The organism is Aureibaculum luteum (assembly GCF_003449015.1).
Classification (GTDB): domain Bacteria; phylum Bacteroidota; class Bacteroidia; order Flavobacteriales; family Flavobacteriaceae; genus Aureibaculum; species Aureibaculum luteum.
Window position 1 is genome coordinate 49112 of the sequence record NZ_QRGD01000003.1, and the last position, 11575, is coordinate 60686.

The following is an 11575-nucleotide window of genomic DNA, read 5'->3' on the forward strand; positions in this document are numbered from 1 at the left end:
TAGCCACATTTATGTTTCATAGTGTTGGAGGTGGTTATTTAAACGTATCCACAGAATCATTACAAGAATTATTAATTTATCCTAAAGCCCACGAGCAAGATTATTGGGTAGATACCTTTTATAATATTACCAATTACATCAAAAAGATATTAGACAAAACTGAATAAACCAATATTAACCTTTGGGTTATTCTTCATCACTTTTAGCTTGTGTAACTTCTCTAAATGTAGGCAAAGCTTCACTAATACTGCCCACACCCTTTTTATTAACTTTAAAAGTAACATCCTTTGTTGTAGTAAACAATAGCACAGACAAAAAAGATTTTCTGATATGCGATTTCACAACTTCATGGGCTTGATCTAATGTAAGCTCATCTTCATTATCTTCGGTATCTCTAGATCTATAGCGTAATTTTAGTAAGACCTTAAAACCATCTTCAGCATAAATTGGTCTTAAAAATATATTTCTCAAATTAGGTTTACCAATGGTTTTTGCCATAGTTAACTTAGCAAAACGGCCTTCATGGACACTTTCTTTGACCTGTTCCCAGAAAAGAACAAACACATCTTGGTAGGGCATAATTTAAAGATTTATTAAGAAATATTTCGTTTTTTCAAAAGTAATACTAATTATTCAATTCATATATTAGAATCTATCGCCATTACTCAAGTATCCGGATAATAAGTAATAATCAACAGCAAACGGGCACCAAAAAAATCTCAGAACACATATGTGCTAAAGTAGGTAGATGAAACGAATCTAACACAACCAAAACTCTTATACATTTGTTTTAAGATAAAATTGTAATCTCAAACTATGAGGGTTGACTTAGTGCAAAATTTAGTATATTTTTGTATCAATCACGCACAGCGTTTTCAGCGTTTTCATTGTGGTAATTTTAAAAAAATCAATCAACAACTCTAAATAAAAGACAATTAAATAGCATGGAAATGACTCTAGAATACTGGAACAGCTTGGCAAATCAGCTCATTTTAATTAGTGCTTTACTAAGTGGATTTTCCATTGCAATAGTTGCCAACCTTATCGTTTCCGATAAATCTGATAAAATAAGTAATAGACTGTTAAGAACGGCAACAGTATCGGCTGCATGCTTTCTCGTTAGTGTTTTTGCAATGACTAAAATTTCAATGATTACAACACCAGGAGGATACCTAAAGAATGTTACTTCGGGTGACTTCTTATTGCCAAGAATTATTGGAATGATATGCTTTATGCTAGGTTTGTTCGCTTTGACAACTTTAATTTCACTTTCAGGTTGGACGAAATCAAGAAAGGCCGGAATATTTTCAACAGTTATAGGGGTTATCACTCTTCTATTAATTTTAATAACATTGACTGACTTTCATGCCAGTTGAGTATAAAACCAATCCTTAAGATTATTAATTATCGAAAAAACTATTACACGGATAATTCAATTCACTATTGTCTTTGGCAATGTACTTAATGAAAATAACAAGCTGTTTAACACCTAATTTCTAATGATTATAAATATAGTTATGAAAAAAATTCCGATCATTAAAATAGGCTTGCTTTGCATGCTATTATTCTCATTTTCTAAATCAAATAACGACGACAATATAATAGCCAAAAATGAAAGAATAAAATTGGCTGGTACCGGATTTAAATTTACAGAAGGTCCAGCTGTAAATTCAAAAGGACAAGTTTATTTTACAGATCAGCCCAATGATAAAATTCATATTTGGGATGAAAAAAAAGGTATTTCACTATATTTAGATGGTACAAAAAGATCAAACGGAATGTACTTTAATGCAAACCAACGATTGGTTTCATGTGCCGATGAAAACAATCAATTGGTCTATTTTGACGAAAACAAAAAACTTCATGTAATTCATGAAAATTATGAAGGCAAACACCTAAACGCTCCCAATGATCTATGGATTGCCCCTAATGGTGGCATCTATTTCACTGATCCCTATTATCACAGAGAATGGTGGAATAAAAATCATAGTGAGCTTCAAGATACACATGGTGTCTATTATTTAAATTCAAATGGAAAAATATCTAGAGTTATTAATGACTTTAAAAAGCCCAATGGAATTATAGGCACACCTGATGGTAAAATAATCTACGTTGCGGATATTGAAGACAACAAAATATGGAAATACACTATTGAACCGGATGGTAATTTAAGCAATAAAACTTTTTTCGCACCTCATGGTAGTGATGGAATGACCATTGACAATAAGGGAAACGTATATTTAACTTCAGGAAAAATATGGGTATATAATTCAAAAGGTGAACTTATAAAAGAAATTGAAACTCCAGAAAAACCGAGTAATCTCTGTTTTGGCGGAAAGAAAAGAAACCTACTTTTTATTACCGCACGGACTTCCGTATACACACTAAAAATGAAAGTAAAAGGTGTCGATTAGTAACAATGCCAACAAAACGTTGCAGCACTACTATTAACAAAACATGTTTCAAATTAAAGCCTACCTAAACATTCACCAATTTACTTGGCCATTAAGCTATTAAAAGGGTAACTTAATAGATTCTGGATCAATAAAATCTTTGGTATAAGGATTTTCAAGAAAACTAAGTGGTGGTTTTTGAAATTGAAGAATATCCTCTTTTTCAATCCCGTAAACCTGCCAATAATTGGAAAGTAATTGGGCAAATATATCTTCATCCCAAAGTCCGAAAACTGGGGGCTTATCAGCGGTTTTAACTTCTATAGTAATTCCATCACCTTGGCTTTCAATGCTGTATTCAGGTTTGTACTGTAAAATATAATCTGAATAATGAAACCTCGCATACAACTCTTCAAACTGAACAGGATGTAAAACGTGACCTTCAATTTTATCAAGTAACTCTTTTTGTTTCTCACCAATTACTCCGTTATCTTGTAAACATGCGACAAAACCGAAACCATTGACTCCAAAGGAAAACATTAAATTAATAGCATCGTCTCGATAGCTAAAAATATCAGAAGAATATTTAAGTGGAAATACAGCAATACTCCATGGTTTTTTCCCAATAAAAGAAATTGGTTCTATTAAAGATTGTAGCATTAAATGGAAATAACCAAAGCGTTTTCTGAGCGTCTGAGAAAGTTTAAACTCTTCACCTTTCTTTAGCAGTCTGTCTCTTTCATACACCATTTCGTAGTATAACAGACCATAGACCATTCTACCTGTCCATTGAAAAAGCAACTCTTGATCGAGTTCCTCCATTCCTTCAAAACCTTTTTTAAATGCAGTCTGAACTTTTACATCCAGCTCTTCAAAAGCTTTTTCCACTTCCGCTGAACATGGTAATTTAAGATCTGCATAGGTATACGCCTTACTTTTATCCATCATCTCAATTCTTTCATCTCCAAATTTAAAATGATCCATCAGCCATTCTGGAAAAACGGTAATATTTTCATTTGTCAAGTCTCCAGAAAGGAAGCAAAAATGTTCGTCAAAAATTAAATCTTTAAAAGGGTTAAAAAGTGTTTGAGACATAGATATTCAAAAAATTAAGATTGATTTTATTTTGCAAATATAGTTATAAACCATTATTTACTTTGCTCAATACACACAGATATTATACTTATAAAGAATAGCTAAAACACGCTCTTATTTCAGTACTGTTTTAAACAAAAAACCCGCTTAAATTTTAAATAAGCAGGTTTTTATTTTTTCTGTATCAATAATTGAGCAATCAATACTACTTCGTCACCTTTAAGACGTCTTCAATAATTTTTTCTAATTGTTCTTTAGGTAAAGCCCCTTGTGCCATTTGCGGTTGGCCTTCTGCTGGGCAAAACAGCATCGATGGAATACTTCTGATAGCAAAAGCAGCCGAAAGTTCTTGTTCTTTTTCAGTATCTACCTTATAAATATTTATTTTACCTCCGTATTCTTCACTCAATGCCTCCAAAACCGGAGCAATCGCTTTACAAGGTCCACACCAATCAGCATAAAAATCTATTATACAAGGTACATCACCTTCAAATGTCCATTCTTTGTTTTTTTCGAAATTAAAAACTTTTTCTAGAAAAGTCTCTTTCGTTAGTAATTCTGTCATATTTTTTCTTTTAGTTCTATCTGTTAAACGCAATAACTATTCCGTTATTTTAATAAGACAAATTGACATATTTTAGATTAAAAAACTGCAACTTAAGTTACACTTGTTAGTATTTTTAAGTTTTATCGTCTAACCCAGCTAACCTACTAAAATATTTTATTATGAATTCAAAAGTAACATTAGTATTAAGAATACTATTAGGATTAATTCTTGTCATTTTCGGTGCTAATAAATTTTATCCCTTTATGCCAGCACCAACAGAAATGTCTGAAGGAGCCATGAGTTTTATGGGAGCCCTAGGTAAAAGCGGCTATATGTTTCCTCTTATTGGTGGTGTTGAAGTTATTGTTGGTCTTTTACTACTCTTAAAAAAATGGGTGCCTTTTGCATTGATTTTATTAGCTCCTGTTGCTGTAAATATGGTTTTATTTCACCTCGTTCTTGAACCTGGTAGTATTGCCCCTGCCTTAGCTGTATTTGTAATAAATGCCATCCTCATTTATGCTAATTGGGATAAATTCAAAACATTATTTAATTAGTTAAATTACAATTAATGGTTATCAGCATATCTCTTAGGATATGCTTTTTTTTTATGTATTTTTGTTAGACTCAAATAAAAATTTTCATTAATGAAAAAATATCCATTTCTTATCTTAATTGCCCTACTAATAATGTCTTGTAAAACTTATCAAAACGCTGAAACCAAATCTAACATTCAAACTTCATCAATATATCCAGAAACTAAAAAAGTAGATACAGTAACCAATTATTTTGGTACAGATGTTAAAGACCCTTTCCGATGGTTAGAAGATGATATGTCTGATGAAACTGGACAATGGGTTGAAGCTCAAAACAAAGTAACTTTTGATTATTTAGATAAAATTCCTTATCGCGAAGAACTTAAAAAACGATTGGAAAAATTATGGAATTACGAAAAAGTAGGCTCACCATTTAAAGAAGGTGATTATACCTATTTTTATAAAAATGACGGATTACAAAACCAATATGTGGTGTATCGCCAAAAAGATGATTCAGAACCTGAAGTCTTTTTAGACCCGAATACCTTTTCTGAAGATGGTACCACTTCTTTGGCAGGATTGTCTTTTTCTAAAAATGGAAAACTAGCCGCCTATTCAATTTCAGAAGGAGGCTCTGACTGGCGTAAAGTAATTTTAATAGATGCCATTACCAAAGATATAAAAGAGGACACGTTAATTGACGTAAAATTTAGTGGTGTTTCTTGGAAAGGAAATGAAGGTTTTTATTATTCAAGTTATGACAAACCTAAAGGAAGTGAATTGTCTGCAAAAACAGATCAACATAAACTGTTTTATCACAAATTAGGGACTTCTCAAAAAGAGGACGCTCTTATTTTTGGTGGTACAGCAGCAGAAAAAAATAGATATGTTGGCGGTAGCGTGACTGAAGATGACAGATATTTAATTATTTCAGCTTCCACTTCTACCTCTGGAAACAAACTTTTTATAAAAGACCGACAAGACAAAACAAATACACTTAAAACTATTGTAGACAATTACAATAGTGACACTTATGTTGTTGAAAACGTTGGTAGCAAATTATATATTGTAACGAATAGAAATGCCCCAAATCAAAAAATTGTAACGGTTGATGCAGCAAACCCTTCTCCTGAAAATTGGAAAGATTTTATTCCTGAAACTGAGAATGTTTTAAGTCCTAGTACTGGTTCTGGATATTTTTACGCCAACTATATGGTTGATGCTGTTTCTAAGGTATTGCAGTACGATATGGATGGTAAATTAATTCGTGAAGTAAAATTACCAGGCGTAGGTTCAGCAGGTGGTTTTGGTGGTAAAAAAGATGCTAAAGAATTGTATTTTTCGTTTACCAATTACATTACTCCTAGTACTATTTATAAATTAAATCCTAAAAGTGGTGCTTATGAAGTTTATAAAAAACCTGAAATTATTGGTTACGACAGTAGTAATTTCGAATCTAAACAAGTGTTTTACACCTCGAAAGATGGAACAAAAGTACCGATGATTATTACGCACAAAAAAGGATTGAAATTAGATGGTAAAAACCCAACTATCCTTTATGGCTATGGTGGATTCAACATCAGCCTTACCCCAAGTTTTAGTATTGCCAATGCGGTTTGGCTAGAACAAGGTGGTGTTTACGCTGTACCTAATTTACGTGGTGGTGGAGAATATGGAAAAGCGTGGCACGATGCCGGAACACAACAAAAAAAGCAAAATGTATTTGACGATTTTATCGCTGCCGCAGAATATTTAATTGCTCAAAAATATACATCTTCAGACTATTTGGCTATCCGAGGTGGTTCTAATGGCGGACTTCTAGTTGGGGCTACAATGACTCAACGACCAGATTTAATGAAAGTAGCCTTGCCTGCTGTTGGCGTATTAGACATGTTACGTTATCATACCTTTACTGCGGGTGCAGGATGGGCCTATGATTACGGAACTGCTGACCAAAGTAAAGAAATGTTTGAATATTTAAAAGGATATTCACCAGTACATAATGTAAAAGAAGGTGTTCAGTACCCTGCAACAATGGTAACCACTGGCGACCATGATGATAGAGTTGTACCTGCACATAGTTTTAAATTTGCAGCTGAATTACAAGAAAAGCAATCAGGTAATAACCCAACATTAATTCGAATTGAAACCAATGCGGGTCACGGAGCAGGAACGCCCGTTGCAAAAACAATTGAGCAATACGCTGATATTTTTGGGTTTACGCTTTACAATATGGGCATTACAGAATTAAAAACCGATTTTAAAGATTAATTCTAGTTGTCACCTCGAGCGGAGTCGAGATGCTAGACCTGACAAATAATTAACAATGCTTCAAGTAAAAAATATCTCTTTTGGGTACCATAAAACAACCGTTTTAGAAAACATTAGCTTTACTGTTAATCAAGGTGACGTATTGGCCGTTGTTGGAGAAAGTGGTTCAGGAAAAAGCACCTTACTTAAACTACTTTATGGAGCATATGATTTAGAAAAAGGACAACTTTTTTGGAAGGATAAAGAAATTCTAGGTCCCAAATTCAATTTAATTACGGGACCTGATTATATGAAATTTCTAACACAAGAATTTGACCTAATGCCGGCTACTACTGTTGAAAAAAACATTGGCGAATTCCTTTCTAATTTTTACTTGAAAGAAAAAAAACGACGTACCGATGAACTGATTAAGGTTGTAGAATTAGAAGACTTTGCCAAAACCAAGGTTCGATTTTTAAGTGGCGGGCAAAAACAACGTGTGGCATTAGCAAAAGCATTGGCCAATCAACCAGAAATATTGTTACTCGACGAACCTTTTAGTCATATTGATAATTTCAGAAAACGTAGTTTACGAAGAAATCTGTTTGCACATTTAAAAGAAAATAACATCACTGCCATCGTAGCAACTCACGACCAAGAAGATGTTCTACCATATGCAGATACGATGATGGTCATACATGAAGGTAAAAAAGTGGAGATGGATACACCTCAGCGATTATTTAAGAATCCGAAAAACAAGTTAACAGCATCCTTTTTTGCTGAATTCAATGAGTTTAAACTTTCAGAACTTACAGATTCAAATACAAATGACATCGTTTTAGTTTACACACACGAACTTAAACTTACAGAAAATTCAAAATTAAAAGCGGTCGTAAAAAAATCTTATTTTAAGGGAAATCATTTTTTAATTGAAGCGGAATTTAATGAGCGGATTATTTATTTTGAACATGATACTAAGCTAGATAAAAATGAAGATGTTTATTTAGAAATTCAGGAAAGTATTATCAATAAACGACTATAGTATTTTTTTGAATTCTCCTCCTTTTAAAGGAGGAGTGGATTTATGTGTGCAATAGCAAAACATAAAGACGAGGTGGTAAACCCCTCCGTCCAAAAACACCATTGCAAGATATAAAAATCCTAACGGGACACCTCCCTTTGAATTAAGGGGAGGAGCTTAATCCATGACTAATTAAACTACCTTTTCAATTACCACATTACCATTAAGCTCAAAAGCATCACCTTCTTTTTTACCCAATAATAGTTTTCCAATTGGTGAAGCCACCGAAACAGCATAATACGCCTTGTTCTCTATTTTAAATTCACCAGCACTTATTGCCAAAAAATAATTGTGTTTATTGCTAAGCACCAAACTACCTAGTTTGATAATCTCTGATGTATCGTTTATCAAAACTCTATCCAAAATCATTTTCATTTCGTCGATAACTACGAGTTGTTGTCCCGCCTTTTCCATTTCTAACTGCAACATAGCTCTACCTGTTTCATGCTTATCACCGGCACTACTTTTGGTTTCAGAATGCAGTGCTTTTTGATTCGACGAAATGATTTCTTTGACCGTGTTTTCACGTTTTAATACATAGGCTTGACAAGCCTCAAATAATTGTTTTTTGATCATATTTAATTTACAAAAGCATAAGCACCATATAACCCATGATGTGATATTGAAATTGATGTTCTTTCAACATAACCTGGCTTAATTGAAGCTGAAAGGTTTAAGTTGCCTTTTCGATACTTGATGAATGGAATTCCATTGTTATCTTTTTCTATTTTTACTTTAGTTACTGGAACTTTAAATTGTTTTGCAACAGCTAATTTTAGATTTTTATAAGTTGTATTGTGCTGAATGTCATAGGTATCATTTTTAAGTCTAAAAAAATCGGTTGTAATTGACTCATCCTTATTTAATGTCGCCAACGTATGAATATTTTTTCTTGATATTGTTGATGATGTATAATAGGTAATTTCATTAATACTAACGGTATTCTGAATAGTATTTAGCTCACATTCAAATTTCTTAGGTGCAAAAAAACGTGTATTATATTGCCGACTATAGATTTTATAAGCACTTTCTTTCATACTCCACAGTAACCAAACTGTAGTAAAAGAATCCGCTGTATTGTTAATAATTAACTGTTCTTTTGGCGTAAACACCTTCTCTAAAAAGCCTTTCCGTTTCCAGTTGCTTTGGGTTTTTGCCAAATTTAAATCCACCACATCATTACCAATCATTTTTCAGCCAATTTCGTTTCTATAATAGCCATTGCTGATTTTACCGATAGCATTTTTTCCATGGCTTCATTGTCAATTTCTATGTCAAACTCATCCTCTACATCTAAAATAACATCTACTAAATTAGCAGAATTAATTTTTAAATCATTTATAAAATCGGTATCCTCATTTAAATTTTCAAAAGCAGCTTCATCTTGAATATAAGGCTTTACAATTTTTTTTAAAGATTCTATAAGTTCGTTTTTATCCATTTTGTTATTGTTAATTATTAGTCTCAAATTTCTTAAAAAGGACACAAGCATTTACATCTCCAAATCCGAAACTGGCTTTCGCTATCAAATTTAATTCTTTTTGAATATGTTGCTTTATAATTTTATCGGTATTAATTAATTTTAAAACTTCTGGATGCACATCATCACAATTGATCGTTGGGGCAATAAAACCTTCTTTCAATTGAATTATAGACGCCACACTTTCTATAGCTCCGGCTGCTGCTAAACAATGGCCAATCATCGATTTAGTGGATTGGATAAAAGGAAAACTATTCCCCTCTCTTTTTAATGCCATAACCCAATTTTCAATTTCATCTGGATCTTTAATGGTTGCGGTTAAATGTCCGTTAATTAAGTCAATATCATTCGTATTTACATTCGCATCAGCAATTGCATCTATAATACAACGCTGGACTGCCTCTGCGTTTGGTGCCGTCATTGTACCTCCATTACGTTGTCCACCAGAATTAATAGCACCTCCTAAAACTTCACCATATATCGTAGCATTCCTTTCCAAAGCACTTTCCAACGATTCTAATAGCAAAGCTCCTGCCCCACTTCCTGGCACAAAACCTGAAGCTGATGCACTCATAGGTCGAGAACCTTGTGTTGGACTTTCATTATGCTTATAAGTCATAACACGCATAGCATCAAAGCCACCCCAAAGGTATGGACCATGATCACTACAACTGCCCACTAACATACGTTTCGCTTTTCCATTTTTAATTCGCTCAAAACCCATCAAAATAGCTTCTGTACCTGTTGAACATGCTGAAGAATTAGTACTCACTTGATTACCTAACCCTAACATACCACCAAGATACGCACTAACACCGCTCGCCATTGTTTGAGCAACCACTGTACTGCCTAAACGCCGTACCTGTTTATCATCTAGTTTGTAAATGGCTTCTCTAAATTTTTCTACTCCCGAAGTGCCTGTTCCGAAAATGGTTCCACTATTAAAATCCACATTTTCATCGTCCATTGACAATCCGGCATCTTTCCAAGCATCAATTCCTGCTATGCATCCATATAAAATACCAGAACTATTAAAATTCCGTAATTGTAAATCGGTAAAATATTCAGCTTTTTTTTCTTCCGAAATAGTAGGTATTCCACCAATACAACAAGAAAAATTCAACGCTGATAATTTTTGATGAAATTTAATTCCTGATACGCCATTTTTTATGGCATTCGTAAAATCAGCAATACCTACCCCATTAGGAGCAACAACACCAAGACCAGTTATAACAACGCGTTTTTTCATTTTATCATACCTGAAATAGAGCCTCTACAAACCAATTCATTAGAAGCATTTAACATTTTGACTTTACATTTCAATTTATTAAATCTAAAATATTCTTTCTCTGAAATCACGGTAACTTTATCATTAGGATACACTGGAAGATAAAAATCAACAGCCTGAGAAGTTAACGCTATTTTAGGTTTATTGTCTACAGAAATATCGTTACCCATCAAGTGAATCCCTAAACAAACGACACCAATCTGAGCCATGGTTTCCGTTAAAATAACTCCCGGTGTTATGGGGTTGTCTTTAAAATGACCTTTATAGAAATATTCATCGTTTTTAAAGGTGTAATTCCCTTCAATTCCATTATCAGAAACCGTAACAAGCTCATCAACAAACAAAAAAGGATGCTGGTATGGCAAGTTCAATATAATTTCTTCTGAAGTCATAGATTAGTTTTCATTTAGCATAAATAGCTCTTGAGCTTTCGCCTTGTTTATAGAATTATCTGTTATTTTTAAAAAATAATTTAGTTGCCATTTTTGTGTTCGTATGGCTTGTTTGTTTATAGCTGCATCCCAAGGTGGGTAAACCCTAAAACCTCGCTTACCTTCTTTAACATTAGTAGACACTATTCCTTTTGAAACAAGTACTGACTTCGGAAAAACAAACTGTCCTATTTCATTTTCTTTTACCGTAAAAATAATCACCAAATCAAAATCATCATCAGCATGAAAGGGAGCTATTGGCCCCTTTACTTCTCTTTTCCATATGGTAACAAATTGCCCTATTTTAGTTGGTGTAATTTTCGCCTTTCTATATAGTACTATTTCGTTATTAATCTTAAATCGGCATGCCCAATATTCCTTACTTTCTTCTTCAAATTCGGGATTGGTAAATTCGAATTTCTCTGGAATTAATTCCTGAATTAAAGAAAGTTGGGTTATTATATTTTTAATCAT

General features: G+C 33.2%; 15 protein-coding genes. 6 read left to right on the forward strand and 9 right to left on the reverse strand.

The window, feature by feature from the left end; all coding sequences use genetic code 11:
- Window positions 1–11: 11 nt before the first annotated feature.
- Window positions 12–167: a hypothetical protein gene (locus tag D3P13_RS21905; RefSeq protein WP_157972872.1), complete on the forward strand. Its 156-nt coding sequence runs from the start codon at window positions 12–14 to the stop codon at window positions 165–167.
- Window positions 168–186: 19 nt separating this feature from the next.
- On the opposite strand, the gene D3P13_RS08600 is transcribed toward D3P13_RS21905, so the two are convergent.
- Window positions 187–579 carry a hypothetical protein gene (locus D3P13_RS08600; protein ID WP_117881389.1) on the reverse strand — a complete coding sequence of 131 codons (393 nt, stop codon included), beginning with the start codon at window positions 577–579 and terminating at the stop codon, window positions 187–189.
- 371 nt (window positions 580–950) lie between these two features.
- Between D3P13_RS08600 and D3P13_RS21910 the strand changes: the two genes are divergently transcribed.
- Both D3P13_RS21910 and D3P13_RS08610 read left to right on the forward strand, forming a co-directional pair.
- Entirely contained in the window at window positions 951–1376 is a 426-nt protein-coding gene (locus D3P13_RS21910) for a hypothetical protein (RefSeq protein ID WP_157972873.1), read from the forward strand.
- 141 nt (window positions 1377–1517) lie between these two features.
- Window positions 1518–2414, forward strand: coding sequence for an SMP-30/gluconolactonase/LRE family protein (locus tag D3P13_RS08610; protein ID WP_117881393.1), 897 nt, complete (start codon window positions 1518–1520; stop codon window positions 2412–2414).
- A 99-nt stretch (window positions 2415–2513) separates the two neighbouring features.
- On the opposite strand, the gene D3P13_RS08615 is transcribed toward D3P13_RS08610, so the two are convergent.
- Window positions 2514–3488 carry a hypothetical protein gene (locus tag D3P13_RS08615; protein ID WP_117881395.1) on the reverse strand — a complete coding sequence of 325 codons (975 nt, stop codon included), beginning with the start codon at window positions 3486–3488 and terminating at the stop codon, window positions 2514–2516.
- Window positions 3489–3693: 205 nt separating this feature from the next.
- Complete coding sequence (gene trxA, locus D3P13_RS08620; RefSeq protein ID WP_117882225.1) at window positions 3694–4053, reverse strand: thioredoxin; 360 nt, start codon at window positions 4051–4053, stop codon at window positions 3694–3696.
- A gap of 161 nt (window positions 4054–4214) precedes the next feature.
- On the opposite strand from trxA, the gene D3P13_RS08625 reads away from it, so the two are divergent.
- From D3P13_RS08625 to D3P13_RS08635, 3 genes are all read left to right on the forward strand, one after another.
- Complete coding sequence (locus tag D3P13_RS08625; RefSeq protein ID WP_117881398.1) at window positions 4215–4592, forward strand: DoxX family membrane protein; 378 nt, start codon at window positions 4215–4217, stop codon at window positions 4590–4592.
- Between the two features lie 90 nt (window positions 4593–4682).
- Window positions 4683–6842 (forward strand): prolyl oligopeptidase family serine peptidase, encoded by a 2160-nt coding sequence (locus tag D3P13_RS08630; protein WP_117881400.1) that lies wholly within the window; start codon window positions 4683–4685, stop codon window positions 6840–6842.
- Window positions 6843–6897: 55 nt separating this feature from the next.
- Window positions 6898–7863 (forward strand): ABC transporter ATP-binding protein, encoded by a 966-nt coding sequence (locus D3P13_RS08635; protein WP_117881402.1) that lies wholly within the window; start codon window positions 6898–6900, stop codon window positions 7861–7863.
- A 171-nt stretch (window positions 7864–8034) separates the two neighbouring features.
- Here the strand turns inward: D3P13_RS08635 and D3P13_RS08640 are convergent, their stop codons facing one another.
- The 6 genes from D3P13_RS08640 to D3P13_RS08665 are packed head-to-tail and all read right to left on the reverse strand — an operon-like array spanning window position 8035 to window position 11575.
- The gene (locus D3P13_RS08640; RefSeq protein ID WP_117881404.1) at window positions 8035–8478 is read right to left on the reverse strand and encodes a GreA/GreB family elongation factor; all 444 of its coding nucleotides are present in this window, start codon (window positions 8476–8478) and stop codon (window positions 8035–8037) included.
- A 2-nt stretch (window positions 8479–8480) separates the two neighbouring features.
- The gene (locus D3P13_RS08645; protein WP_117881406.1) at window positions 8481–9092 is read right to left on the reverse strand and encodes a 4'-phosphopantetheinyl transferase family protein; all 612 of its coding nucleotides are present in this window, start codon (window positions 9090–9092) and stop codon (window positions 8481–8483) included.
- Window positions 9089–9343, reverse strand: coding sequence for an acyl carrier protein (locus D3P13_RS08650; protein WP_117881408.1), 255 nt, complete (start codon window positions 9341–9343; stop codon window positions 9089–9091). The genes D3P13_RS08645 and D3P13_RS08650 overlap by 4 nt, the downstream gene beginning before the upstream one ends.
- A 10-nt stretch (window positions 9344–9353) precedes the next feature.
- On the reverse strand, window positions 9354–10631 hold the full coding sequence (locus tag D3P13_RS08655; protein ID WP_117881410.1) for a beta-ketoacyl-[acyl-carrier-protein] synthase family protein: 1278 nt from the start codon (window positions 10629–10631) through the stop codon (window positions 9354–9356).
- Entirely contained in the window at window positions 10628–11062 is a 435-nt protein-coding gene (locus tag D3P13_RS08660; RefSeq protein WP_117881411.1) for a 3-hydroxyacyl-ACP dehydratase FabZ family protein, read from the reverse strand. Before D3P13_RS08660 ends, D3P13_RS08655 begins: the two co-directional genes overlap by 4 nt.
- 3 nt (window positions 11063–11065) lie before the next feature.
- Window positions 11066–11575, reverse strand: a complete 510-nt coding sequence (locus tag D3P13_RS08665; RefSeq protein ID WP_117881413.1) for a MepB family protein — start codon at window positions 11573–11575, stop codon at window positions 11066–11068.